This window comes from Tissierella carlieri (genome assembly GCF_018917285.1).
In the GTDB taxonomy this organism is placed as follows: Bacteria; Bacillota; Clostridia; order Tissierellales; family Tissierellaceae; genus Tissierella; species Tissierella carlieri.
Genome location: NZ_JAHLOH010000040.1, coordinates 111,536 through 137,984, shown reverse-complemented (window position 1 = coordinate 137,984; position 26,449 = coordinate 111,536). Strand labels below are relative to the sequence as shown.

Below are 26,449 nucleotides of genomic sequence, written 5' to 3'. Positions count from 1 at the left end.
AGGGGGAAGATCAATGTTCGTAAAAGTAATGCAAGCAATATCAGTCTATGCAATTCCTGTAATAATTGTTGGTTTTATAGTCTTTGGAATGGCTAAAAAAGTTAAAGTATATGAATCCTTTACAGAAGGAGCTAAGGAAGGTTTCACTACTGCTGTAAGAATAATTCCTTTCCTTGTAGCAATGTTAGTTGCCATAGGGGCTTTTAGAGCATCTGGAGCTATGGATTTATTAACCAAAGCTTTAAGTCCTATAACTAATTTAATTGGTATGCCAGGAGAAGTATTACCTATGGCATTTATGAGACCTTTATCTGGTGGTGGAGCCCAAGGCATAATGACAGATTTAGTAACAACTCATGGAACAGAGTCATTAATAGGACGTATGGCGGCAGTTATGATGGGGTCAACAGAAACTACATTTTATGTACTAGCAGTATATTTTGGTTCCGTAGCTGTTAAAAAACAGAGACACGCACTTCCAGTTGGATTATTGGCTGACTTTGCAGGATTAGTTACAGCTGTCCTTGTAACAAGATTATTCTTTGGAATGTAATATAACCTATAGGGGGAGTCATTATGATTAAACCAAAAGCATTAAAATTAGGAGATACAATAGGAATTATCGCACCAGCTAGCCCTACTACAGAAGAAAGAGTTAAAAGAGCTCATGATAAGCTGATTGAAATGGGATTTAAGGTAAAAATGGGTAAAAGTCCTTATGAAAAATATGGATATTTATCAGGGACGGATGCTGTCAGGGCAGAAGATATAAATGAAATGTTTAAAGATAAAGAAGTAAATGGAATTATATGTATTAGAGGGGGATATGGAACGCCTCGTATTCTTGATTTATTAGATTATGAAGCTATAAAAAATAATCCGAAGGTATTTGTAGGATATAGTGATATTACTGCACTACATATAGCTTTTACCCAGATAGCTGACTTAGTTACTTATCATGGACCTATGGTAGCCTCAGATATGATAGGAAATTTTTCTGAGTTTTCTAGGGACAACCTTTTTAAGGCAATTATGCAAACTGAACCTATGGGGAAAATATCTAATCCTCCAAAAGAAGAAATAGTTACTATAAATGGAGGCATAGCTGAAGGTAATATAATAGGTGGGAATTTATCTTTGATAGTAGATACAATTGGTACACCTTATGAAATAGATGTAAAGGATAAGATCTTATTTATAGAAGAAATAGGAGAAGAACCTTACAATATAGATAGGATGTTAAATCAATTAAGATTGGCAGGAAAACTACATGATGCTAGCGGTATTATACTTGGAGATTTTAACAATTGTGTATCTGAAAAGCATGATGAAAATTTAACTTTAGAGCAAGTAATCGATGATCATATAAAGCCAATATGTAAGCCTACTATATATAATCTTCAGGCTGGACACTGTGAGCCAATGGTTACACTTCCATTTGGTGTAAAGGCTAGGCTTGATGCAGATAAAAAAGAACTTATAATATTAGAAAATTGTACAGAATAAAAATAATATTGCTAAGTGGACTATCCGCTTAGCAATATTGCTTTTTAAAGTTTTACAAGGGAATATTGCAAATGGCTGGGCAATAATTCTAATAAATATTGAGAATCTTAATATAAGCTTATATAATAGTGTTAATAGAAGCTAAGAAGGAATATTATAATAAAATTAGCTAAAACCTTTACTTAGGAGGATAAAATAATGAATAAAAGGCTCATTTGTTATTTACTCGTGATATTAGTAGTATTGCCTTTTTTAAATCCATCTTTAGCATTAGCCTATGGGAGAAAAGAGGATTTGAAAATACATTTTGATTCAATAATCGTGGATAGTCACAATGATACTATGATGAAGGTTATTGATAATGAAACCTGGTTACCTAAAGTAAATATCGGTAAAGATACAAAAAATCATATAGATATACCAAAATTAAAAGCAGGCGGATTGAAAGTTCCATTTTTTGCAGCATATACTGCTGGATATTATGGTAATGACTCAAGAAGTATAAGCAGAACATTAGCATTGATTAATGCTTTATATTGGACTGAAGGAAACAACAGAGATACATTTAAAATTGTAGGAACTGTAGAAGAAATTGAAAAAACAGTTAAGGATAGGAAAATTGCGGCAGTTCCTACTATTGAAGGTGGATATTCATTTAATGAGAGTAATGCCATAGAACTCATTAATCAATATTATGATTTAGGAGTTAGAGTAGTGGGATTTAACTGGAATTATTCAAATTATTTAGGAGAAGGATGTAACAGGATATATGGTGATCCTAAAAAGACTCCATCCTCTGGTGGACTTACAAAATTAGGAGAGAAGTTGGCTATTGAAATGAATAGACTTGGTATGGTAATAGATGTATCTCATATGGCTGAAAGTACTTTTTGGGATATTATAGCTATTTCAAAAGCACCAATAATAGCATCACATTCAGGAGTTTACTCCTTGAGAAAGCATCCTAGGAATTTAACAGATGAACAATTAAAGGCATTGGCTAAAAATGGAGGAGTAATAGGCATAGTATTTTATCCAGATTTTTTGACAGATTCAAAGACAGCATATATAAAGGATTATGTAGACCATATTGATTATGCAGTAAATCTAGCAGGGATCGATCATGTAGGGATAGGCTCTGATTTTGATGGAGGAAGATTACCTAATGATATCAAAGACTCTTCAGAATTGTATAAAGTCACTGAAGAATTAGTAAGAAGAGGATATTCAAAGGAAGATATAGAGAAACTCTTGGGAAAGAATACTTTGAGGGTTTTGAATGAGGTTGAAAGGATAGCTAAAACCAATTCTAAGGATTCTAAAAGGAATTTATATATTACACCAGAATTCAAAATGGGAGAAATAGTAATAAATTCCACACCTTTATTGGCTGCAAAGATAGAAAGCTTAAATGGGGCGAAAATTGATGAAACTAAGTCTAGAATAATAGTCGATGGTATTTCATATAAACCTATTTATAATGAAAAGACATCTAATTTGTCTCTAAAAATAAAAAAACCATTAAAAGAGAAATTTCATGTGGTTACTTTTGAAGTCTGGAATAATAAAGGAGATATTCAAAGAGAAACTAGAATCCTTTGTATAAAATAATTGAAACAGCAAGGAAACCCTTGCTGTTTCAATTATTTCTGCATATTTTTCTTAAGATAAAGATAAAATTAGCCAATTGTTAAATATTCCAGAAAATGAAGTTCCAGTTATCATAATACTATGGGTAAAATGGACAAAAGTAGTAGTAAAGTTAGAGGTTATAGAAAGCCAGCTGCTGAATTTGTAAAATTTTATTAAAAAACAATATTTTATTCGTTGATATCAAAAAGAAAAATCTTAAAATCAGAACAATCAAAATGCCGAAAAATCGCATAAACACTATATTTTTTGATGGTCCCGGCATTTCAACTTTGCACAGTATAGAAACAATCTTTCGGTACAATGTATTGTCTAGGTCGTCGGTCTTTATGATGATTACTTTCCAGCATCACCACCTCCAGACTAATGTTGCCATGATATAGGGGCATATAAATAGGGGGGCAAAACGGTATTTTCATTTCCTCTTGCTGCGTTTATTTGAATTTGGGTCAAAAATAAACTGTGGCTTAAATCAGTATTTTTGATATTGGTATCTCTCATATCTGCCCCTAGGAAATTTGCACCCAGTAAATTAGCACCTTCTAAGTTCGCAGCAATCAATAAGGACATACTAAAATCTTTACCAATAAGATTTTTCTGCTTGAAATTTTTAGCCATGTAATTTGGGTTAGAATCTGATTTTCCATGAGCAGAAAACTTATTTGCAATGTTTAAACAAATTTTTCTCAAAACTAAACTTGACTTTTCGCGAAATGATTTTATATCCATATTTTGAAGTATCTCTAGGGATTGACTGGTTAGTTCTTTCCCTTGGTTAAGTAGTAGGCTGATTTGTTCTTTCTCTGATTTTTCCAAACCCAATGTTGAAGCAACTGTTAAGTACCAAAGCACTTGATGTACCTGCATAATGTTTGAGAATGAATCAAAAATAGTTTTAGTTTCCTTTGATGAAAGAACTTTCCAGTTTGGCGGTTCTGCTAAATGGCTGGTGATCTGTTGACCTGCGCCAAAACAATCATAGGCCATACACCCCTTTAACCCCCGCTTAGAAAGAGTTGAATGTATTTTGCATTTATAATCGTGCTGTAAATGATTACATGGTATGCCAGCGTTTTTGTTATCTGGGAAGCCATCTATCTTTGAAAAGTAAAGAGCAACACAGCATAAACCGCAGCATTTACTACAGTCTATTGTATATGGCTTGAAGATAGATAAATCAATATCAGGTTCAAATAGCGTATTTATTTTATTCACTTCCTTCCTCACAGGTGTGCTACTTGTGACACCTTTGTGTTAATAGTATAATAATAAATGATAAAATCGTCAATCTGCCTACAATAAATGCTACATAAGTCATAAAAATGTGACTGGGAGAAAAACATAGAAAAAAGTAAAAATCCAATAAGTTGCTAAAATAAATTCGTTCTCTTCCAAATTCTTCAGCTTCTCAATATCTTGTCTGGAAAACTCTGCATTTCCTCGTCCATGTCAGGCAGAGCGGAGTTCATGTTGCTGAGAGTTTCCTGTTTTCTATAAACTTCTATGAGAAGTTATGAGGACTTATGAGCCGCAAAATCAATAAAAGATTATATAAAAATACTTCTTTCAACTTAAGTAAATCCAACAGATGATATTTTATCTAAACAGTTGAAGTGCTATAGTTATTAATTATCTTCTTCATTAGTTCATTTATATTAAATAATATTTAATATAAATGAACTTTTTTAATGGTACAATACTCTTATATAGAGATAGGGGTGAGGAAGTGGAGGAAAAACTACTAATCAAGCAAGCAAAAAATGGGGATAAAGAATCCTTACTGCAACTAGTTATGGCTCAAAAAACAGATTACTATAAATTAGCCTATGTTTATATGAAGAGTGAAGACGATGCTTTAGATGCAATGCAAGACATGATAGTCATACTATATGAAAATATACATAAACTCAAGAAAGATGACGCATTTTATAGTTGGAGTAAGACCATATTGGTTAACTCTTGTAAGAATATGTTGAGAAAGAAAAAGAAGATCATTTCCTTAGAAAATATAAAAGAAGAAGGTGTTTATGAAGCCTATGAAAATCCAGAGGATAAGATAGTATTAGAAAAATACTTATCTAATCTAAGTCCTAATCATCAGGAAGTCATTAAATTAAGATATTTTCTAGACCTTGACTATGAAACTATAGGACAAATACTTAAAATTCCTCTTGGCACAGTAAAGTCCAGAATAAGTGTAGCTATGAGAAATTTAAGAGAATCCATGGAAAGGATGGTATAAGTGGATAATATTGAAAAACTATTGAATGAAGGAAAAAATGAATTAAATAAGTTAAAAATGCCAGAGAATATGGAAGATAGATTGAGAGATGCCTTAGACAATATACCTAATAAAAAAAGAAAATTTCATATTAAATGGAAGGTTGTAGCATTAATTATTGCAATTCTCCTTATAGGATATAATGTAGATACTTTAGCTTATTATGCAAAGCAATTAATCGGATATGATAATGTGATGGATGGAACTTTACAAGAACTAAATGAGTTAGGGAAGGGGCAGATTATCAATAAATCCTATACCTTTAAAGATGGAATTAAGGTTACATTAGACGGTATAATGTTAGATGATAATAATTTAATCGTATTCTATATTATAAATGACCCTTCAGGAAATGTACAAGAAATTGATCGAGATTTGGGATTTATGTATGTACAGGGATTATTTGGAGTTACCTACAATAGGAGTGGTTTTGGTCAAGCAAATGAAGATAAAACAGAGATGAAATGGGTAATGACTTGTGATAAACCAATGTTTTATGAGAGAAAGATGAAATTAAAATTTCATTCAATTGATATGGAAGAAACGGGAATAATTGAGTTCAGATTAGATAGAAATCAAGCCATGGGACATAGCTTGAAAATTGGAATTAATAAGGAAATTGAAGTAGACCAAAGAAAAATAAAAATTAAATCCTTAATAGCATCTCCCACATCTACTGTTATAAAGGGACAAATTCAAAATATAATTGAACTGGGAATAGATAAAGTCAAGGGTGAAAAATCTATGAGTGGAGATATAGAATTGAGTATAATGGCCAATGGTAAAGATATTCAGAAACAAGGTTCACGTATGAGTACAAGTGCCAAAGGTAGTCGCTTTAATATGTCTTATGATGCATTACCTCATGACACAAAAGATATTCAAATAGTACTAAAGTCCTTCAGTGGTAATCATGATGTTAAGGAAGTTATTGAACTACAAAAAGGAAAAATTAATAAGGATATGAAAATCCTAGAGCAAGATATAAGAATCAATGAAGTCTATGAATCAGAAGGAAATACCTATATAAATATCACAACAGATGAAGGTTTAATATTAAATACAGTGTTTTTAGATATAGATGGAGAGAAAGTCGAAGCGGAGCAAACTATTGAAGGAGATTTTGAAGATATAGTTGAAGGAGATACAGAAAAAACAAACCATACCAGAACTATTGAATTTAAGGGAACAGGAGAAAATTTGAAACTAGATATTCAAAGGATTAGATATAATAAAACATACAATGAAACAATATATGAATATAGTATAGAGTAATGAGTTAGGGGCTTTCCCTAACTCATAAATATATAACCATTTCATCAGGCAATGATTTAATTTCCGAATATAAAATATCTCTGTAATCCATACTTGATTTTTCATTTAGATTGCCAGAAATAGATGATTTTAAGTCCTTACCTATATTAATGAAATCTTGTATATCATCTTCTGTTAAAGTAGAAAAAACAGATTTCAATAAAATTTCCCCCTTAGATACGAAAAATAATTTATATCCATTGGTGATAGGCATCTTTAGTAGTATATCTTTTAAAAACATGGTTTTATAGCCATAGATTCCAGTTTTTAAATAATTTAAACCATAGATCATATCCCTATAAACAGAAGCAGTTGCAAATTGAAGCTGAGCAGCTGCTTCTTTCATTTTTCCTTCTAATCTATTGATTAATAATATCATTTTTTTATCATCTGAGAAAATTTCTTGTAACGATTCTTTATTTTCTTCAAAGATTCTTCTATCCATGGGAATAGGCATTAGATTATATTCGAAATCATAACCTTTATCAGCTTTGGTTATAGGATAAATATTTTTAAAGGAATTAATTAATTCAATTAATGAAAATTTTCTTCTAAAGGGACCATAGCAATTATCTTCTCTACTATTTACTATAGACAAAGGATTATAGATATTGAAATCTTCTATCTTTAGATAAACATATTTTTCATCATTTTTAAGTTGTGAATTAAACATAGGTTTTATCTTTTTAATTAAGAAGCATTCTAATAATACTGCTTCCAAATGAGTATCTGTGACTATATATTCAATATCATCAATAAAAGATACCATTTTTTCTACTTTAGCCCATTTAGGATTATCTGCAAAATATGAACGTACTCTATTTTTAAGAGAAATGCTCTTGCCAACGTAAATAATCCTGCCATTAGAATCAAGCATTTTATAAATTCCAGATTGAGTTGGAATTGAATTTATTTTTTCTATTAAATGCTCAGGGATTTTACTCATGGAATCACCTTTTCTTCAATACTATACTTCTAGAGTCATAATCGATTATCCCATCATTTTTCATTTTTCTTAACTCTCTTTGCAATGAAGGTCTTTCAACGCCAAACTTCTCAGCTAAATCTTTCTTAGAAAGAGAGAGTTTTATTATATTGCAATTTTGTCTATTGGATTCGAATAATAAAAAATCCATGATCTTTTCTCTAATTGTTTTCATGGCTAAAGAATGAATCTTAGTAGTTAATACTAAAGCCTTATCTGAAAGGATTTCAAGAAAGCCTGCTAGGAATATTTTATTTTCCTGACATAATTCTAATACTAAATCCTTTTTAATCTGTAGCAATTTGGTATTAGTTTTAGCGATTATGGTCATTGGGTATTCATTCTTACTAGAGAAAATTAAGTTTCCTCCAAGCATATCACCTGCCGAAAGAGAGACAATAGATAAGATATTTCCATTTTTGTCTATACTTTGTACAATTACTTCACCCTCTAGGATTATATCCATGGTAATAGCCTTTTCATTTTGTAAATATATGATTTCATTTTTTCCATAGCTCTGTATTAAGTATTTATCTATTAAAATCGAAGATAACTCCTTTATATTGAAATCTTTAAATAAAGAAATACTCAATATGATATCAATATAATTAAAATATTCCATAAAAACCTCCAAAAAGTAACTATAGTTACTTTTTATTATACTAAAATCCGTTATGATTTAAAAGTAGTAAATAGAAAGGAGAGATTTTATGGATATTTTTACAAAGGGACTTTGGGTTATAACTTTAGTTTGGTTTATTATCTCTATGATTAAAGACAAAGAAAGAACAATTAGTTCTATGAAAAAATCAAAGAAAATGATGGGTAGCATGCTAGGACAAATACTTGGTATATTGTTTTTAATAGGATTAATTCTCACTTTTATCCCACCAACTGTTATAAAAGATCATTTGGGAGGGTCAAATACCTTATTATCAACAATAATAGCTGCTTTGCTTGGCAGTATAACTCTTATTCCAGCCTTTGTTGCATTCCCATTAGTGGGCTCTATTGTAGATATGGGCGCAAGCATCATGCCAGCTGTAGCATTCTTAACTACTCTTACAATGGTTGGATTAGTTACATTCAATCTAGAAAAAAAGGAATTTGGAACTAAATTCACTATAACTAGAAATTTACTAAGCTTTGGATTTGCTATTATTATTTCAATGTTAATGGGGGTAGTGCTATGATGGAGAAAATTAAGAAGAATTCATTTATATTTGGAGTCATAGGGATTTATCTAGTATTGTTCGTAATAAATACAGAAAAGGCTATGTTATCTATTAATAATACCGGATATTATTTGAAAGAGATGCTGATAATAATGCCTGTAGTATTTTTACTTACAGCCCTTATTGAAACATGGATACCTAAGAATGTAATTATGAATGCTCTTGGTGAAAACTCGGGATTAAAAGGTTCATTTATTTCCTTAGCATTAGGTAGTATTTCTGCTGGACCTATATATGCAGCATTTCCAGTTTGTAAAACTCTCTTAAAGAAAGGTGCAAGTGTTTCTAATATAGTAGTTATATTAAGTTCTTGGGCAGTAATTAAGATTCCTATGCTTGCTAATGAAGCAAAATTTTTAAGTCCCAAATTTATGATGACTAGATGGATTTTTACAACTATAGCTATAATTGCTATGGGTTATATAATAGGTAAAATAGTGAAAAAAGAAGATATACCCTATGAGGCTGAAACATTAGAGAAAGGTGAAATTGCCATAAATAATCAAATTTGCATAGGTTGTGGAATCTGTGCTAAAGAAGCACCAGAATGTTTCAAGATTAAAAACAAAAAGGCAATTTTAATAATTGATAATATAAAAGGTAAGGATGGAGATAAGGCTAAGGTAGCCATGGAAAAATGCCCTGTAAATGCTATTGAAATTGGAGAAGAAATTGACAAACAAGTGATTAAGGGAAATGTGAAACTTAATCAACCAAATGAAGCTAAAAATTAATAAAGAAATAGCAGAATTGAAATACTTTTAATTCTGCTAATTTTTTTATATGCTTTAGAGATGTGAATACTTATAGTATAATAAAGAAGAGTCAGGAGATAGTAGTGAGGGGGGTATTAAAGTGATTACATTAATAATAAATGATATAGAAATAGAAATAACAAAAAAGAATATAAAAAATATCCACCTATCAGTTCATCCTCCAAATGGTGAAGTAAAGATTTCTGCACCTAAGAGAATGACTGAGGATGCTATTAGACTATTTGCTATGTCCAAAATGTCTTGGATAAAAAAGCAACGAGAAAAATTCAAAAACCAGGAGAAAATTCCAGAGTATGAGTATGTATCTGGTGAAAGTCATTATTATTTTGGTGAAAAATATTTACTAAATGTAGTACATCAAAGTAGTAATAAACCGAGAGTAGAAATAATAAATAATAAATATATAGATTTATATGTGAATGAAGAAAGCAGTAAAGAAAAAAGAGAAAATATAATGAAAGAATGGTATAGAAAAGAACTAAAATCCATTATTCCATCTATGATAAATAAATGGGAAAAGATAATGGATTTAAGGGTGAAGGAATGGGGAGTTAAACAAATGAAGACTAGGTGGGGTACTTGCAACCCCAAGGCTAAGAGGATTTGGTTAAATCTTGAACTAGCCAAAAAACCACCCCACTGTCTTGAATATATAATAGTACATGAGATGGCCCATCTTATAGAAAAGGGACATGGAGATAAATTTAAGGCCATTATGGATAAATACTATCCCGACTGGAGAAATGTAAGAAAAGAGTTAAATGGATTAGTGATTGATGGTATATGATAAGTTCATATACCGTATTTTTTAGTTTTAGGATCCATGAATATAGGTAGCTCTGGAGTGTAAAAAGTAAATAGAATAAAAAGACAACCTATTAATATAAACACAATTAATCCAAGGTTATTTACTGTTTTACTTGCTCTTAGCTTCATTATCTTTAGGCTAATAAGTTGGCAGATTATAGCACCAAGTACAAAAATGCCAATATCCATAAAAAGAATAGGATTCTTTGTTATCCAAGTATATAAATAAAATGCTATAACAATAAATACTTCCATTGAAATAATTCCTATAGCTTTTGCAATGAAAAAATTATTAGCTTTATTTTTAATGAACCAATACTCTATAATAGAGAAAACTAAGAGAGAAAAATATCCTAATTTAAGATGTTCCCAAACACTTTCATTAACTGGACTGAAGACTCCCACTATAGATGACTTTCCAGACCATTCGTAAGTAAAATGGAGAAGAGAACCTACTATAATTATCCAAAGAATTCCCCAAAGTTCCCACCTTTTAACCTTGGTATAATCATTAAACATATAAATCCGCCTCCTAATAGTATATTATTTCTATATTATGCCATAAAACAATATAAAGTATTAAGATAAGGTAATTTATTTCATATCATGAGAAAAGTAAAGATACAATTAATCTTTGCTGTACAAAAAATATAGTATAATGATGACATAAAGCAAAAATAGTTATGGAACTTGAATTAATAGATTAATTTACGAGAGGTAATTTATAATGTCAAAAAGATACTATACATTAAATGAAGAATTAAGAAGAGAATTCGGTGGTAAGGTAATGAAACTATCATTAGATGGTGGATTTACTTGTCCTAATAGAGATGGAACCATCGGAAGTAAAGGTTGCATATTTTGCGGGGAGAAAGGTTCTGGGGAATTTGCAGGATCTAGATTGGTTTCCATAGAGGAGCAGATAGAAGAACAGAAAAAACTCTTATCTAAAAAATGGGATTCTAATAAATATATAGCATATTTCCAAAACTTTACTAACACTTATGGACCAATTGATAGGATTAGAACATTATATTATGAAGCTATAAATACTCAAGGAGTTGTTGGGCTAGCCGTAGCTACAAGACCAGACTGTTTAGAGGAAGAAACTTTGAAGTTACTATCTGAAATAAATAAAAAGACTTACTTATGGATAGAGTTAGGCTTACAAACTATCCATGAGAAATCAGCTAAACTAATAAGACGTGGATATCCTCTTTCAATATATGAAGAAGCTATAGAAAAGTTAAAAAGAGAAAATATTAAAGTTGTTACCCATATAATACTAGGGATACCCGGTGAAAGTAAAGATGATATGCTTAATACAGTGAAATTTGTGGCTGGTACCAAGACTTGGGGCATAAAGCTTCACTCACTTTATATACAAAGGGACACGGATTTATATGATTATTATATGAAAAACCCTTTTCCTATAATGAGCAGAGAAGAATATGTATCTTTAGTAGTAGATGCAATTGAGATGCTCCCTAGAGATATGGTAATCCACAGGATAACAGGAGATGGAAAAAGAGAATTGCTTCATGAACCTAAATGGAGCCTAGATAAATTAAAGGTATTATCTATGATAGACAAGGAACTTAAAATACGAAATTTCTTAGAAACTTAAAATATAAAATTTTTAGAACTAGACACAGTAACCCTTAATCATATTTTTGCATAGTATATTAATGCATAGAATAAAGAAAGAAGGGTGGTAAGTATGAGTAATAATAGAACATGTCCGACAGGAAGTTTTTCCTATACAATCAAATCGGGCGACACGCTTTATAAGTTGGCAATAACACATAATACGACTGTAGAAGCAATAATGGCCATAAATCCAGGAATCAATCCAAATAACTTACAAATAGGTCAAAGAATTTGTATACCTGGAAGTACAACTCCTCCACCAACTAGATGTCCATCGGGAAGCTTTGCTTACACAATAAAGGCAGGAGACACATTATATAAATTAGCAATCACATATAAGACAACAGTAGAAGCAATAATGGCCATAAATCCAGGAATTAATCCAAATAATCTACAAATAGGTCAGGTAATTTGTATACCTGGAAGCACAACCACTCCCCCACCAACTAGATGTCCATCGGGAAGCTTTGCTTACACAATAAAGTCGGGGGATACGCTATATAAATTAGCAATCACATATAACACAACAGTAGAAGCAATAATGGCCATAAATCCAGGAATTAATCCAAATAATCTACAAATAGGTCAGGTAATCTGTATACCACAGACTACACCACCGCCACCAACTAGATGTCCATCAGGAACATTTGCTTACACTATCAGGTCAGGAGATACATTATTTATGTTAGCAAATAGATTCAATACAACAGTAGAGGCAATAATGGCAGTAAATCCAGGAATAGATCCAAATAATCTACAAATAGGTCAGGTAATTTGTATACCACAAACTACACCACCACCGACATGTCCACCGGGAAGCTTTGCTTATACAGTAAGAGCAGGAGATACATTATTTATGTTAGCAAATAGATTTAATACAACAGTTCAAGCAATATTAGCAATAAATCCAGGAATAGATCCAAATAATCTACAAATAGGTCAGGTAATTTGTATACCACAAACTACACCACCACCGACATGTCCACCGGGAAGCTTTGCTTATACAGTAAGAGCGGGAGATACTCTATTCGGGTTGGCAAATAGATTTAATACAACAGTTCAAGCAATATTAGCGATAAATCCGGGAATAGATCCAAATAATCTACAAATAGGTCAGGTAATTTGTATACCACAAACTACACCACCTCCACCAACATGTCCAGTGGGAACATTCTCCTATACAATAAAAGCTGGAGATACATTATTTATGCTAGCAATGACATTTAATACAACAGTGGAAGCAATACTAGCAGTAAATCCAGGGCTTAATCCAAATAATCTACAAGTAGGTCAAGTGATTTGTATACCAAGGGGTACACCGACACCACCATGTAATGGAGTATATTATGCAGTGAGACCAGGAGATACCTTATTTAGTATTGCAGAAATGTTTAATATACCTTTAGCAACTTTAATGGCAGCTAATCCAGGTGTTGATCCAAATAATCTTCAGGTAGGTCAATTGATTTGTATTCCCAAGGTAGAACCACCAACTCCTTGCCATTGTTCAGGTGGAACAGTATATGCAGTTAGAGAAAATGATAACTTGGGAACTATTTTATTAAGATTTAATGTATCAGTAATGGATTTAATGACAGCTAATCCAAATGTAAATTGGGATAGACTTACTCCAGGTCAAGAAATTTGTATAATGCCCCATGTTGATATGGGATGCCCCTGCCCCACGGGTGCTAAAAAATATACTATAACTCAAGGAGATATTCCATCAAGCGGAGCAGCAGTAGTAGCGTTAGCTCAAAAATTTAATATATCCGTTTCGGCGCTAATGATGATGAATGCAAACTTAACTCCATCAGATTTTGTAGTGGGTAAAGCAATTTGTGTTCCTAATATGTAATAAAAGGTCCCCATTAGGAGCGGTCAGATAGGGATTATTAATTCCTGAAAAATTCGGCATAGTCGTTGATATTCGGCTATGCCGTTTTTTCGTTTAGTTTGGTAAGTCGATAGCGCCAATGCAGTTATAGAAAATTTGAATCCGCTGGGTTCTGCGGCCATCTACTTTTTCAGCCTTAAATACAATAATTTTGTCAATGAACTCTCGGATAATCTCTGCATCCAATTCTGTAATTTCTGTGTACTTTTTAACTAGTGCTAAAAAGCGGTCGGTATTGAGGGACTGTTCATTTGCTGTATCAATGGTATGCTTTAATTTGGTTATCCTTTCCTCCAGTGCCTTCTGCTCGGCTTCATATTCAGCTGACATCTTGTAAAAACGCTCTTCGGGAATTTTGCCCATCACATTGTCTTCATATAGCTTTCGAATGATTTTATCTATGTCAGCAATACGAGTCTGTGCTTGTTCATACTCCTTTTGACTTTGGCGAAGTTCTTTGGCAAGTTCCTTTTCTGAATTATTCATAACTATACGGATGAATTCCTGTTCATGGTCTTTAGCTAAGGAGGTTACACGTCTTAAGTCTTCTAGCAAAAGCTGTTCCACTACAACATTGCGTATCTGATGTGAACTGCACATACCCTTTTTCTTGCGGTAAGTAGCACAAACGAAGTATTCCTTATCGTGTGTCCATCCCTTGCCTCTAACCTGATACAGCTTTGCTCCACAGTCGGCACAAAACATCATGCCAGAGAGCATTCCCATTTCACCTAATCGTGATGGTCTTCGCTTGCCATCTCTGATTTTCTGCACTGTTTCCCAAGTGCCCTCATCAATAATTGCTTCATGGGTATTTTTGAAAACCAGCCAATCTTCTGGATTATTCAATATCTTGACTTTGCTCTTATATGACTTTTTAGAAGTCTTGAAATTTACCGTGTGACCTAGATATTCCATTTTAGCCAGAATATCTGCTACGGTACGAGCCGACCAAGCATATGGGTTTTCAGGTGGTCTTGCTGGAGTGTTAATACCCATTTTGCGAAGATGAACCGTAGGTGTATCAATGCATCGCTTTTCAAGTTGCTTTGCTATCTGCGTGGGTCCAAAGCCAGCCATGCACAGTCGGAAAATATCTCTGACCACTTCGGCGGCTTTCTCATCTATAATCCAGTGCAACTTATCTTCAGGGTCTTTAATATAACCGTAAGGTGGATTGGTGCAGAGTGGCTTACCAGATTGTCCCTTGGATTTGAACACAGCCCGGATTTTCTTGCTAGTATCCTTAGCGTACCATTCATTAATAATGTTAAGAAAAGGTGTAAAGTCACTGTCCGTTTGGTTTGCACTATCAATACCGTTGTTAATAGCAATGAATCGTACATCTGCTTCAGGAAACATAATCTCGGTATAATATCCTACTTTAAGGTAATCCCTGCCGAATCGGGACATATCCTTGATGATAATCGTTCCAATTCTACCGGACTCTACATCTGCAATCATGCGGTTAAAGTCTGGTCTATCAAAAGTTGTACCGCTGACCCCATCATCCACATAAAATTCGATGTTACGAAAACCGTTGTCCTCAGCATATTTCTTTAGAATTGCCTTCTGGTTTACTATACTGTTGCTGTCCCCTGCAAGCTCATCATCACGGGAAAGCCTGCAGTAAAGAGCAGTAATTTTCGCTTCTTCAAATGCTAATGTTGATTTACGTATAGTGCTAAATGTTGACTGTCTATTCATTTTTATCCTCCATTTCCGACAGTCTTCAAGCGGTTTAGCACTATGTATATTACCGTACTACCTTGAAGAAGTCGAGTTGATTTCCGTGGGTTTATATGAACTATCAGATAACTTTGAAAGGCTTTTTGCGTTGGCTGTAATCAGTCGTTTCAGCTTGGAATATGCACTTTCCTTTGCTGAATCACTTATTCGTGATTCCACAACATAGACCGTACCTCCGATATCGGATTTGGTTGTGCGGCTGTTACTTTGATTTTCCATATCGTGACCTCCTGTCCGATGTTTTGAAGGAACTGGCACTGAGCCGAATTGATGACTCAGTGCTTAATCCATCATTTAAGCTTTTATTTGTAATATTTTCAGAGCATCTGGTTGAATTAGCTTGCCATCCAATCTCTCGTAAGCAGAAAATCCAATTTGCCCCTGCAATGCATATAACTCACTTAATTTTTTTATTGTTATTGGCTGACGCTCAATCAGCCAGTAGTATGATAAATCTCCAAATACAATGCTTTTCGCTCCTGCAGATACTGTAGGCATATATGGAGAGGTAACTACAGGCTTTCCGAAGATGGTGTTATCTGAAGAGTTCCACAGATAACTGCCGCTTGTATCCTTAAGGGTTCTAAGAAGCATGGCTGTATTATCGTGCATGATAAACACAGCGTTATTTCGGTATTCATCTTTTAATGAAAAGTACAGAGAGATAATCTCATCAAAAGAGATGGTAGCACTATCTGCTGTAGTTACATCTGCATCTGCCGTAAGTATACCTGTTGGCTGAGTTGTGCCATTTCCATTAAGCAATGCATTTTCCTCAGCCTTGCCAAAACGCTTCGCAAAATCACCCATCAGATATTTTTCAAGATTAAAGTTCATATCGGTGACGAATGAGCGGTTTAGCTTGACAAGAGATGCCAGCTTGTATGATTTCACCAGAAACTGTGTAAATGTATCGGCACTTTCGGGGATTGGATCTCCGTCTTCAACCCAATCTGCTGTACCCGTTGAGGATACCGCTTGAATTTTACCTTCTGCAGAAGATAGATTGATAACAGTAGCAAATCTGCGGAATATATTCTCTTTTGCCAAAGCAGTGTTAAAGCCTTCTCTGAACTCATCTGGTGCGACATAGGCTCCTGCATTATCAAAGCCCTCGTTCAGATTTTGATTATTTTCTTCTTTTCCTTTCATAACATTCCAAAACGCTCTATTATAAGTTGCTGATGTTGCCATAATCGTTTACCTCCTAAATTTTATTAAATGGGGGGTATATACCCCGTTTGAAACTGCGTTTTTTTACGCGTTGCCCCACGCCCGTTGTCCGGATGAAAAGGTGTGGAGATTTAACCTCCCCTAGGGGTAGGTATTAACACATGGAGTTGTATCCAGTGTTTTCAGTGGTTTTAAGCTTTGTAGCAAGATGTAGCAGGTAAAAACTAAACTCTCTATACGAGAGTGATTTTTTATATAACCTGTTTTTCTTGCTACAAGCTGCTACACTGTGTTTAAATAAGAAGAAATTCTTCTTCCGTCAGCTTATATCCGATAAGCATTGTGGTCATTCCACCACCAGAACGTGGTCGTTTCCGTTCTACACGGGCGATAGTTGTTAAGGCTTGTTTGAAGTTTCTTGCATTCTCCGAATAACATCCATTGGCACTGCACCAACGCTGATACCGGGCATACACTTCGGATGTCCGCACCTCACTGTTGGGACTTTCCTCCAAGGCATCCTCGAAAAATAATGCTATTTTATCGCTGTCACGCTTATAAGCCTCCGTTGCTGTCTTAACAGAATCAGGTAAAGTCAAGCCTTCCTTCTTTAACAACTGATAGCCTTCAATTAGCCAGTTGAGGATAGCACTCTGATTCTTCGGTTTGGCGAATTCGCGTTTTAGGTTTTTATCCTGCTCGCTTTCATCAAAGTGTCGTTCAAAAGGGATAATCACCACTCTGCCACTGGAAAACAGCGTCATATCCGTAATAACGGGCAGATAATTAGTGTTGATATACAGCTTAAACTTTGGCGAAAAGTCAAAAGAATTCTCATGTAGAAACCTTGCATTGATGGTGTCACCACCCGTCATGCTTTTTACCTGTGCAGCATTTAGGACAAGTCCTCTGCTAGGCTCGGAGATATTTACATAGCGTACTCCTGCAAGCCGGGCAATATCTTCACTTGGACTTGAACTGTTATTGTTCTTTTTCAGACTGATAGTCTCTGGCCTTGCGGTACAGCCATAACTGCCTAATACCTTAAGAATGCTCTCGCATAGCGTACCTTTTCCGTTTCGAGTTGTAGCACCATAGATAACAAACAGGCATTCATACCGAGTGTCTCCGCTGATACTGTAGCCAAAGGCTTTTTGGAGGAATTTTGCCTTTTCCTCATCTCCGCTCATAATCTCATGAATAAATCTATTCCATCGCTCGCTTTTTGCTTCTGGGTCATATTTAACGCCAGATATCTTTGTAAGTCTGTCCTCGCTGTTGTGGGGATGAAAATCCATGGATGTTAAAAACAAGGTTCCATTGGAACAGTTGAGCACCTGCGGGTCTTGGTCAAATTCAGCCATTGATATGGGATATACGCTCTGTGCATCCTTAAGTACCGTTTCTCGGTATCTTCTTGACTGCCACTTTCGGCAATAGTCAATGTATGCCTTTCTTTGATGTTCATCCTGAATAGTCAAAGCATAGGTTAGCAGTTGATTAGCCAATGATTTACACATTTCCATCACTTTAAGATTGCCGACATCAGGAATCCAAATGCCATTCTCATAGCAAAACCACATTTTCCTTTCGGGAACAAAGCGGGCTAAAGATTTATAATAATCAGCAAACAGCCTGCTTGCCCCAATATCCGTCCAAGGGTAGCGATCGTTACTCTCAGGCTTAAAGTCAGCAAGGGAACATTCTCCAAAATCTTCTGTAGCTGATGAACGCTTACCACCTGGTTTGTATATTTCAGTAGCATTTGCGATTGCTTTTTCTATGGTTATCATTCCATAAGTGCTGCCAGACTGCGGTCTATTCCATTTATCCCTCATTAAGCCGCTTTTTCGGAAAAGTCTGTCCATCTGTCCAATATCTCTGCCACACCAAAATGCCAGCATACCGCAAAGTGCCAAATCAGCTTCACTGGCAGAAGCATAACCAGATGTATCTCCCTGCCATAATGCTTTGAATCTTTCTCCGTTTGCCGATTTTAATGCCTTCTCGACAACAGACTTGTCAGACAGATAGGATTCTCTTTCTGTATCCTGAAGTTGCTTCACAGGGGTAGGACGCAGCATATACTTATCTAGTATCATCTGTAGTTCATTCGATTTCTCCGGTATATCACCATCTGCAAACACATTGCCTGTTACGGTAACAAAGCGGTTTGTTGCTCCAGCCACATAGACCTCAACTCCCAGCTTTCTGTTGTTGATATAGTATTTTGTTTTGTCAAAGTCATAGCCAGTGGCCTTAAAGAAAATATGAAGCCCTTTCCCAGATGGACTGTGTTCCATATAGCAACCACTAAAGGCCTCTACAACACTTTGGGCAACAGGCTTAAGCTTATCTCCACTGTCGAAGCAATCATCTAAGTCAATAACGCAAATGTCATTACCTACCAAAAATCCGATACCGTCATAATCACTTAAAGCAGCAACCGCCGAACTAAAATCTTTAAATGTACCACGTTGATTTGGTTTTGCCCTTTTTCCTGTTACTGGGTTATAGGGAACTTTGGTTTTTCTGCCACTTCGTTCTTCATATTTCCAACAGCAAAACTGTGGCTTATCTTTAAGCATCTGCGGCAAGTTATAATATTGTGTATTCAGTTATTTCACCTCCTTGCCTGTTATAAATGACCCGAAACGCTACGGTTCCAGAGGGTTTGCCTTGTTTGACACAACCTCGTTATCTTTCAAGGAATACGCTCGGAATTATCGTCATGGCATATTCTGCTTGAAGTATCTCTTGCATTTCGGGGTATTCAGTTGTCAAGGAGCTGTGAGAGAAAAACTATGCTTTCATTTGTAGTTCATAAGAAAGGTAAATCAGCAGAGTATGTTTTGAATGCTATTTCCTCTCTCATCCACAGGACATAAACCTACAGTTTGAGTACCGGAACAAATATTTCTGTGAATTGCTTTCCTCTACTAATAGCCGAAATTATTAACCCCCTAGCTAATATCACAGTAAATAGCTAACTCGGAAGGTCATGCAAAGTATTTTCCTCTCACCTTATAGCCTTGGTAGAACACATTAGTTGAGGATTTTCTTAAAATATTTTTCTTCCTCATCTATAAGCGAAGAATTCTATTGATTCGAACCCTTAAAATAAAAAAACAGCCTGTCTTTTTTCTAAGGTAAAGACTGCTGTAATGCTTATGCTTTTGCTCAAATTTGAGCGAAAGTGATATTTAGTTTAAGAAGGCTGAATGCTGTAGTTTTGGATTTTTCAATTAGACTTTTCGACTTTTTTGTCTAAAAGTATGGGATTGCAATGATCGAATAAATCAATGAAGTATAATACCTAAACTAAAAATGTAAAGTCAAGATAAATTAAAATGATTTGACACTTAGAATCACATAGCAATACAAAACAAAGTTATCGCATATTATTGCGACTAATTATTGAAAAGTTGCGATTTTATTGTTATAATATACGAACAGTATATAGTTATGGAGGGAGAAGTTGTGGCGATTTCGTACAATAAATTATGGAAGTTATTAATTGATAAAAAGATGAGCAAATCAGATTTACGTAAAGCCGCAAAAATTGCACCAAATACAATGACAAAGCTGGGTCGTGATGAAACAGTTAGTCTTGGTATTCTAAGTCGAATATGTGATGTCCTCGATTGTGATTTTGGAGATATAGTAGAACACATTAAGGAAAATGAAAATATATAGTAAGGAGTACTATAATTATGAGAAAAGAAGCAAGCACAGACTTATGGGTTTATGATTTATTAAAAGAAGCAAATCTTGATTACTTTACTCCACAAGGAAGCGATATTAAAGAAATACATAGAGCCTTAAAAACTGCATCAAAATCAGGAACTAAAAATGTTGGTTTCCCAGAATATACAGGTGTAGTAAAAGACTTTTTAATAGTTATCGAGGATAAAGCAGATTTGTCATTTCACGAAGCAAGAGACGAGCATAATATTCTTAAAGAGGATACCTCAAGTAATGTTAATTACGCAGTTAATGGAGCTTTATTTTATGGCAAGCACCTTATAAAAAATACTACATATAAAAAAGTTATCGCCATTGGAGTTTCAGGAAATGAAAAACGGCATCGTATCACGCCTATTTTTATAGACGAACGCTTAAATTATAAAGAACTACCTGAAATAGAAACATTTATATCTTTTAAAGAAGAAAATATTGATGAGTACTATATTAAGGAAATATTAAAAGAAGCCACTGACCAAGAAAAGGAAACTACTGAAATTCTAAAGGACGCAGCTACGCTTCACGAAGATTTGCGTAATTATGGCAGTATTCAAGATAAGGATAAGCCGTTGATTGTCTCGGGTATTTTACTTGCCCTTCGAGAAATGGAATACAAAAACTTTGATATAAACAACTTAAATGGTGATAACATCGTAACCGATGGAGCGAAGATATATAAAGCTATAGAAGATAACCTAGCTCGTGCCAATGTATCTCCACAAGTAAAAAAAGATAAATTATTGAGACAGTTTTCTGTTATTAAAGATACAGCAAAAATCAATCAGATTAACCCTACACTTGGAAAAACTCCAGTGAAACATTATACTGAATTTCTCTATAAAAGTATCTATCAAAGCATTAGATACCATCGTTCTTCAGAGGATTACTTAGGAAGATTTTATGGAGAGTTTATGAGTTATTCAGGTGGAGATGGACAAAGTCTAGGAATTGTACTCACACCAAAACACATAACAGAATTGTTTTGTGAATTGCTAGATTTAAAGCCAACAGATAATGTCTTGGATCCTTGCTGTGGAACAGCAGGATTTTTAATAGCAGCCATGAGTCATATGTTAAAACAAACAGATGATGATTTTGAGAGGTTGAATATTAGAAAAAATCAACTTCATGGCATTGAAGACCAAAGCTATATGTTTACTATAGCTACAACCAATATGATTCTCCGTGGGGATGGAAAGAGCAACCTAGAAAATGAAGATTTTTTGAAACAAAACCCTGCTAAACTACAGAAAAAAGGCTGTACTGTAGGAATGATGAATCCACCATATTCACAAGGATCAAAACAAAATCCTGATCTCTACGAGATTGCATTCACAGAGCATCTATTAGATTCTATTGTCGAAGACGGTAGGGTTGCAGTTATCGTACCGCAAAGTGCTGTAACGGGCAAAACCAAAGAGGAAAAAAACATTAAACAAAATATTTTAAAGAAACATACTCTAGAAGGAGTAATAACCCTGAATAAAAATACTTTCTACGGTGTAGGTACGAATCCTTGTATTGTCGTATTTACTGTGGGTAGGCCTCATCACAAAGATAAAATATGCAAGTTTATCAATTTTGAGAATGATGGATATGAAGTATCCAAACATATAGGATTAGTAGAAACAGCAAGTGCAAAGGATAAAAAGCAACATCTGCTTGATGTATGGTTTGATAGAATTGAGCCAGAAACGAAATTCTGCGTAAAAACAACCATTGAGCCTGATGATGAATGGCTACACTCTTTTTATTATTTTAATGATGAAATTCCTTCTGAAGAAGATTTTAGAAATACAATTGCTGACTACATCACTTTTGAGGTTAATATGATTACGCATGGTAGAGGATATCTATTTGGCCTAGAAGATGATAACTCTAAATATTACATAGAACAAAAACCAGATATTCTAAAAGTTGCAGAAGAACTGGCAGGTGAAAGTGATGAATAGACTCGAACTTGACAGTGTGGGATGGAAAGAGTTTTTTATAGGTGGAGAAGAGGGACTTTTTAATATTCGTTCAACTAATAGTGGGATAGACAAAAATAAACTTCTCGAGAATACAGGAGACATCCCATATGTTACTAGAAGTAATCTTAATAATGGAATCGATATGTTTGTCGGTGAAAAACAAAACAATGGATTTAGCATTGACAAAGGAAATGTAATAACAATTGGTTTAGATACTCAAACTGTCTTCTATCAACCAAAGAGCTTTTTTACTGGACAGAATATCCAAATTTTAGAAAATAAATTCTTGAACAAAGAAATTGCTTTATTTTTAGTACCATTATTAAAAATACAAATGATAAAGTTTAGCTGGGGTAGCACAGGAGCAACTCTAACTAGACTAAATAGAACTAAAATTTTACTCCCAGTTGATTCTAGTGGCAATCCCAACTGGAAGTTCATGGAGGATTATATTAAGCAGGAACAAAAAGCCCAGGGACAAAAGATTGTTATTTATTATAAACAGAGAATAGTTGAATGTTGTTTTGAACTGCTTGATTTGAAAAATGTAGAGAGAAAAGAATCTTATTTAACCGAATTATTTGAAAAAAATCGAAGTAAACAGAATAAGATTGGAGCTTATAAGAATGTTGATATACCACTAGTTTCTGCAAATAATGTAGGCAACGGAAATAAAATACTTGGTTCAGATAATTTAGTAATTGAATATATATATAAGTTAGCTGTCTATTTAGGGCAATCAGAATATTCTCTAGGGTGTAAAAATATACAATGGAAAGAATTTTGGCTTGAGAATATCGTTGATATTAGGTCAGGTGTTCGATTAACAAAAGCAGATCAAAAACCTGGGAAGCGACCATTTATTGGATCAACAGATGGTAATAATGGGGTTACAAACTTTGTTTCGAATATAAATAATAGCTTGGATAGCAACCTTCTCGGAGTAAATTATAATGGTAGCGTTGTGGATAACTTTTATCATCCATATGAGTGTATTTTTTCTGATGATGTTAAAAGACTTCATTTTAAAGACAAATCCGCAAGGAATAAATATTGTTACTTGTTCCTAAAGCAATGTATCTTAAAACAAAAAAGCAAATATGCTTATGGTTATAAGTTCAATGCTGCTAGAATGAAAAGGCAAAAAATCATGTTACCGGTTAATTCAACTGGGAAAGTTGATTATGATTTCATGAGGAAATATATGGTTGTTCAGGAGATTAAAGAATTGTACAAAGTAATAAAGTATCTGGTTTAGCTGTTTGCTTCCGTGATCAGTTAAACAACAAACAGATGGCTCAGATTATTAAAGAAGTATTGGCAGAGTAATTTAATTTAGGGGGATGAAAGGTTGAGGTTAGAAGCAATTGTAATTAAACATTATCGATCGATAGAAAGAGTGGCTCTTAAACTTCCTCCAAATAAGCCACTTGTCCTATTTGGACCGAATAACGCAGGAAAATCTAATATATTATCAGCTATAAATAGAATACTTGGTGAAAGATATCCAACTTATATTGAGATGTTGGAAAGTGATTACTTTAAACGTAATCAAAATGAATATCCTACCGCACATATTACCGCTAAATTTACTAAGCCTTTATATTATGATAATAGAGGTAATGGATATGACGTTATAGCTGTAAGTTATGGTTATAATGGACAGGCTAATAATAATCTTTTGCACGATGGCAGTGGAAACAAAATATATCCCACTAACGAACAGCGTTCTGCTTGTCAGTCCTATTTGATTGATGCTGAAAGAAATATCCAGAGTGCTTTTAATTATAGTAGTAGCTATTCTCTGTTAAGCAAGTTTTCAAAGAAGATACATGAAGCCTTAAGTACAGAGCATAAAGATGAATTATCACAAGCCTTTAATCAAATTACAGCATCCTTTGAACAGACTGATGAATTCTCTGGTTTTTTTAATCGATTTTCTGAAGCTCTAAAGGGGGCAGTAAAAGGGTTTGTTCATTCATTGGCTGTAGATTTTTCAGCCTATGATCCAAACAATTATGCAAAGTCACTTCGGATCTATGCAAAAGAGGGAGATAATATTCGTGGATTTGAAGAATTCGGCACTGGTGAACAGCAAGTCTTATTAATGGCTTTTGTTAAAGCATATATGGAAGTATTCACAGGTGAAAATTTTGTGTTGATTATTGAAGAACCAGAAGCTCATCTCCATCCCTTAGCTCAAAGATGGTTAAAGGAATATGTTGTAGATATGTGTTCATGTGGTATTCAAGTAATCATTTCAACACATTCCGCAGAATTCATAGATGCAGAATACTTAGACGGACTTGTTCGAGTACATAAAGAGGGTGGAGTTACTAAAGCAATACAACTATCCGCTCAACAACTTTGCGATTTTTGTATAGGGTCAGGTGTTCCAGAGAATTGTGTGTCACCAGAAAACATAATTGATTTTTACTCAACAAAACTATTTTCAGACCAGTTAAAAGGAATGTTTGCAGAAACAATCATATTAGTGGAGGGAGCTACTGAATATTTTGCTCTGCCAGTGTATTTAAAACGTAGTGGGTATTCTTTAGCTGAACATGGAACCGAAATTGTTAATTGTCGCGGTAAGGATGCAATCCCCTTGTACTGGAGGTTATTTAAAGCATACGGTTACAATTGTTATGCTATATTTGATTGTGACAGGAATGCATCAAAAACTAGGGATGTGTTTAATGGCATCTTTTGCGAAGAAGAATGGGATACAGAAACTGAAAATTGTATTGTTAGAGCCGATTATGCATACTTCGGTAAAGACTTTGAATCCTATTTGCGTACAGCAATAGAGGATTATACTTCAATGGAACAAACTATTTCTGAAAAATATCATATTTCTTCAAAGCCAGGAAAAGCTAAAGCTATTGCACAACATATAGAGGAAATTCCTCATTTTATTAAGGATATCGCAGATAAACTATTAATTATAGAACTATTGGGACAAAGTTAGCTGAATGTTAAAAAGACCACACAGGAGTATAAAACTCTTATGTGGTCTTTTTTGCCCCGCTTGAAGCTGTTCATTCAAGTTTTTCTTCAATCCCTATGTGAGGACAGCTTTTGGGGACCTTTTATATTGATAAAAATAAAAGGAAATATATTATAAGTTTTTATTGACATTTAATAGTTATTTTGATATCATACGATACAAATAAAAGAATAATTATGTCAATTATTATTGGAACAAAAATAACTACTTGCTAAGAAAGTGGTTTTTTTTAAAAGACTAATTGATAATGATTATCAATTAGCGAATTATATTAAGGATAATAGTAAAAGCCTTAAATAATTTTCAAAAGAAAGGAGGGAGTCCTTTAGCATAAATAATACATTATAAGCATTTTATGTTAAAGGGTACATAATGTGCATAGTTTTAGTAGGTGGACACGATAGAATGCATGATGATTATAGGGAGATCGGAGATAAACACGGATATAAGATGAAAATTTTTACACAGATGCCATCTAGATTTAATAAGAATATTGGAGAGCCACAAGCTATTGTTTTATTTACAAATACGGTTTCTCATAAGATGGCACTTACTGCTACCAAAGAGGCCAAGAGGAAAAAGATACCTATATTGAGATGTCATACAAGCAGTAAAAATTCTCTTGAAGAAACATTACTTCAATTAAAAGTTAAGGTTTGTTAATATCTAGTAGAGTAATATAAGAATGCGATAAACTTA

Annotated in this window: 23 protein-coding genes; 15 read left to right on the top strand and 8 right to left on the bottom strand. The window is 33.9% G+C overall.

The genetic code is table 11. The features are described from left to right. The first annotated feature begins 13 nt into the window (after positions 1-13). The 3 genes from KQI38_RS12925 to KQI38_RS12915 all read left to right on the top strand — a co-directional run bounded on the left by KQI38_RS12925 (position 14) and on the right by KQI38_RS12915 (position 3,117). Positions 14-553, top strand: a complete 540-nt coding sequence (locus KQI38_RS12925; protein ID WP_216560029.1) for a spore maturation protein — start codon at positions 14-16, stop codon at positions 551-553. 23 nt (positions 554-576) lie between these two features. Beyond that, complete coding sequence (locus KQI38_RS12920) at positions 577-1,506, top strand: S66 peptidase family protein (RefSeq protein WP_216560027.1); 930 nt, start codon at positions 577-579, stop codon at positions 1,504-1,506. 198 nt (positions 1,507-1,704) lie between these two features. Further along, on the top strand, positions 1,705-3,117 hold the full coding sequence (locus tag KQI38_RS12915) for a dipeptidase (RefSeq protein WP_216560025.1): 1,413 nt from the start codon (positions 1,705-1,707) through the stop codon (positions 3,115-3,117). Between the two features lie 402 nt (positions 3,118-3,519). On the opposite strand, the gene KQI38_RS22645 is transcribed toward KQI38_RS12915, so the two are convergent. Next, positions 3,520-4,371 (bottom strand): pentapeptide repeat-containing protein, encoded by an 852-nt coding sequence (locus tag KQI38_RS22645; RefSeq protein WP_216560023.1) that lies wholly within the window; start codon positions 4,369-4,371, stop codon positions 3,520-3,522. Positions 4,372-4,882: 511 nt separating this feature from the next. On the opposite strand from KQI38_RS22645, the gene KQI38_RS12905 reads away from it, so the two are divergent. Then, positions 4,883-5,398: an RNA polymerase sigma factor gene (locus tag KQI38_RS12905; RefSeq protein WP_338114469.1), complete on the top strand. Its 516-nt coding sequence runs from the start codon at positions 4,883-4,885 to the stop codon at positions 5,396-5,398. Next, positions 5,399-6,712, top strand: coding sequence for a DUF4179 domain-containing protein (locus tag KQI38_RS12900; RefSeq protein WP_216560021.1), 1,314 nt, complete (start codon positions 5,399-5,401; stop codon positions 6,710-6,712). Between the two features lie 22 nt (positions 6,713-6,734). On the opposite strand, the gene KQI38_RS12895 is transcribed toward KQI38_RS12900, so the two are convergent. Both KQI38_RS12895 and KQI38_RS12890 read right to left on the bottom strand, forming a co-directional pair. Beyond that, positions 6,735-7,697, bottom strand: coding sequence for a GIY-YIG nuclease family protein (locus KQI38_RS12895; protein WP_216560020.1), 963 nt, complete (start codon positions 7,695-7,697; stop codon positions 6,735-6,737). Between the two features lie 4 nt (positions 7,698-7,701). Next, positions 7,702-8,358, bottom strand: a complete 657-nt coding sequence (locus tag KQI38_RS12890) for a Crp/Fnr family transcriptional regulator (protein WP_216560019.1) — start codon at positions 8,356-8,358, stop codon at positions 7,702-7,704. An 88-nt stretch (positions 8,359-8,446) separates the two neighbouring features. Here KQI38_RS12890 and KQI38_RS12885 point away from each other — a divergent pair, with 88 nt between their 5' ends. The 3 genes from KQI38_RS12885 to KQI38_RS12875 all read left to right on the top strand — a co-directional run bounded on the left by KQI38_RS12885 (position 8,447) and on the right by KQI38_RS12875 (position 10,534). Continuing rightward, on the top strand, positions 8,447-8,929 hold the full coding sequence (locus KQI38_RS12885; protein WP_216560018.1) for a permease: 483 nt from the start codon (positions 8,447-8,449) through the stop codon (positions 8,927-8,929). After that, complete coding sequence (locus tag KQI38_RS12880; protein WP_216560017.1) at positions 8,926-9,705, top strand: permease; 780 nt, start codon at positions 8,926-8,928, stop codon at positions 9,703-9,705. The genes KQI38_RS12885 and KQI38_RS12880 overlap by 4 nt, the downstream gene beginning before the upstream one ends. Positions 9,706-9,826: 121 nt before the next feature. Then, positions 9,827-10,534 carry a M48 family metallopeptidase gene (locus KQI38_RS12875; RefSeq protein ID WP_216560016.1) on the top strand — a complete coding sequence of 236 codons (708 nt, stop codon included), beginning with the start codon at positions 9,827-9,829 and terminating at the stop codon, positions 10,532-10,534. Positions 10,535-10,539: 5 nt separating this feature from the next. Here the strand turns inward: KQI38_RS12875 and KQI38_RS12870 are convergent, their stop codons facing one another. Next, positions 10,540-11,073 (bottom strand): DUF6512 family protein, encoded by a 534-nt coding sequence (locus tag KQI38_RS12870; RefSeq protein WP_216560015.1) that lies wholly within the window; start codon positions 11,071-11,073, stop codon positions 10,540-10,542. A 208-nt stretch (positions 11,074-11,281) separates the two neighbouring features. Here KQI38_RS12870 and mnmL point away from each other — a divergent pair, with 208 nt between their 5' ends. Beyond that, positions 11,282-12,181 carry a tRNA modification radical SAM protein MnmL/YtqA gene (gene mnmL, locus KQI38_RS12865; protein ID WP_216560013.1) on the top strand — a complete coding sequence of 300 codons (900 nt, stop codon included), beginning with the start codon at positions 11,282-11,284 and terminating at the stop codon, positions 12,179-12,181. Between the two features lie 93 nt (positions 12,182-12,274). Further along, positions 12,275-14,062 carry a LysM peptidoglycan-binding domain-containing protein gene (locus KQI38_RS12860; protein WP_216560011.1) on the top strand — a complete coding sequence of 596 codons (1,788 nt, stop codon included), beginning with the start codon at positions 12,275-12,277 and terminating at the stop codon, positions 14,060-14,062. A gap of 93 nt (positions 14,063-14,155) precedes the next feature. Here the strand turns inward: KQI38_RS12860 and KQI38_RS12855 are convergent, their stop codons facing one another. The 4 genes from KQI38_RS12855 to KQI38_RS12840 form a co-directional block, all read right to left on the bottom strand. Next, the gene (locus KQI38_RS12855; protein ID WP_181737105.1) at positions 14,156-15,808 is read right to left on the bottom strand and encodes a recombinase family protein; all 1,653 of its coding nucleotides are present in this window, start codon (positions 15,806-15,808) and stop codon (positions 14,156-14,158) included. 57 nt (positions 15,809-15,865) lie between these two features. Further along, positions 15,866-16,069 (bottom strand): transposon-encoded TnpW family protein, encoded by a 204-nt coding sequence (locus KQI38_RS12850; RefSeq protein WP_181737107.1) that lies wholly within the window; start codon positions 16,067-16,069, stop codon positions 15,866-15,868. A gap of 75 nt (positions 16,070-16,144) precedes the next feature. After that, positions 16,145-17,044: a phage major capsid protein gene (locus KQI38_RS12845; RefSeq protein ID WP_216560009.1), complete on the bottom strand. Its 900-nt coding sequence runs from the start codon at positions 17,042-17,044 to the stop codon at positions 16,145-16,147. A gap of 272 nt (positions 17,045-17,316) precedes the next feature. Further along, a complete protein-coding gene (locus KQI38_RS12840) occupies positions 17,317-19,611 on the bottom strand; it encodes a phage/plasmid primase, P4 family (protein ID WP_216560008.1) in 2,295 nt (764 codons plus the stop codon). 892 nt (positions 19,612-20,503) lie between these two features. On the opposite strand from KQI38_RS12840, the gene KQI38_RS12835 reads away from it, so the two are divergent. The 5 genes from KQI38_RS12835 to KQI38_RS12815 all read left to right on the top strand — a co-directional run bounded on the left by KQI38_RS12835 (position 20,504) and on the right by KQI38_RS12815 (position 26,413). Then, the gene (locus KQI38_RS12835) at positions 20,504-20,719 is read left to right on the top strand and encodes a helix-turn-helix domain-containing protein (RefSeq protein ID WP_089862886.1); all 216 of its coding nucleotides are present in this window, start codon (positions 20,504-20,506) and stop codon (positions 20,717-20,719) included. 17 nt (positions 20,720-20,736) lie between these two features. Next, on the top strand, positions 20,737-22,719 hold the full coding sequence (locus tag KQI38_RS12830; protein WP_216560006.1) for an HsdM family class I SAM-dependent methyltransferase: 1,983 nt from the start codon (positions 20,737-20,739) through the stop codon (positions 22,717-22,719). Further along, positions 22,712-23,998, top strand: coding sequence for a restriction endonuclease subunit S (locus KQI38_RS22375; protein ID WP_216560004.1), 1,287 nt, complete (start codon positions 22,712-22,714; stop codon positions 23,996-23,998). Before KQI38_RS12830 ends, KQI38_RS22375 begins: the two co-directional genes overlap by 8 nt. Positions 23,999-24,091: 93 nt before the next feature. Then, on the top strand, positions 24,092-25,711 hold the full coding sequence (locus tag KQI38_RS12820; protein WP_216560002.1) for an ATP-dependent nuclease: 1,620 nt from the start codon (positions 24,092-24,094) through the stop codon (positions 25,709-25,711). 411 nt (positions 25,712-26,122) lie between these two features. Beyond that, positions 26,123-26,413: a DUF2325 domain-containing protein gene (locus KQI38_RS12815; protein WP_094903185.1), complete on the top strand. Its 291-nt coding sequence runs from the start codon at positions 26,123-26,125 to the stop codon at positions 26,411-26,413. Positions 26,414-26,449 lie beyond the last annotated feature (36 nt).

Coding starts and splice junctions, on each gene's coding strand:
- KQI38_RS12925 (WP_216560029.1), top strand. CDS start 14: ATGTTCGTAAAAGTAATGCAAGCAATATCAGTCTATGCAATTCCTGTA.
- KQI38_RS12920 (WP_216560027.1), top strand. CDS start 577: ATGATTAAACCAAAAGCATTAAAATTAGGAGATACAATAGGAATTATC.
- KQI38_RS12915 (WP_216560025.1), top strand. CDS start 1,705: ATGAATAAAAGGCTCATTTGTTATTTACTCGTGATATTAGTAGTATTG.
- KQI38_RS12895 (WP_216560020.1), bottom strand. CDS start 7,697: ATGAGTAAAATCCCTGAGCATTTAATAGAAAAAATAAATTCAATTCCA.
- KQI38_RS12890 (WP_216560019.1), bottom strand. CDS start 8,358: ATGGAATATTTTAATTATATTGATATCATATTGAGTATTTCTTTATTT.
- KQI38_RS12885 (WP_216560018.1), top strand. CDS start 8,447: ATGGATATTTTTACAAAGGGACTTTGGGTTATAACTTTAGTTTGGTTT.
- KQI38_RS12880 (WP_216560017.1), top strand. CDS start 8,926: ATGATGGAGAAAATTAAGAAGAATTCATTTATATTTGGAGTCATAGGG.
- KQI38_RS12870 (WP_216560015.1), bottom strand. CDS start 11,073: ATGTTTAATGATTATACCAAGGTTAAAAGGTGGGAACTTTGGGGAATT.
- mnmL (WP_216560013.1), top strand. CDS start 11,282: ATGTCAAAAAGATACTATACATTAAATGAAGAATTAAGAAGAGAATTC.
- KQI38_RS12860 (WP_216560011.1), top strand. CDS start 12,275: ATGAGTAATAATAGAACATGTCCGACAGGAAGTTTTTCCTATACAATC.
- KQI38_RS12855 (WP_181737105.1), bottom strand. CDS start 15,808: ATGAATAGACAGTCAACATTTAGCACTATACGTAAATCAACATTAGCA.
- KQI38_RS12850 (WP_181737107.1), bottom strand. CDS start 16,069: ATGGAAAATCAAAGTAACAGCCGCACAACCAAATCCGATATCGGAGGT.
- KQI38_RS12845 (WP_216560009.1), bottom strand. CDS start 17,044: ATGGCAACATCAGCAACTTATAATAGAGCGTTTTGGAATGTTATGAAA.
- KQI38_RS12840 (WP_216560008.1), bottom strand. CDS start 19,611: ATGCTTAAAGATAAGCCACAGTTTTGCTGTTGGAAATATGAAGAACGA.
- KQI38_RS12830 (WP_216560006.1), top strand. CDS start 20,737: ATGAGAAAAGAAGCAAGCACAGACTTATGGGTTTATGATTTATTAAAA.
- KQI38_RS22375 (WP_216560004.1), top strand. CDS start 22,712: ATGAATAGACTCGAACTTGACAGTGTGGGATGGAAAGAGTTTTTTATA.
- KQI38_RS12815 (WP_094903185.1), top strand. CDS start 26,123: ATGTGCATAGTTTTAGTAGGTGGACACGATAGAATGCATGATGATTAT.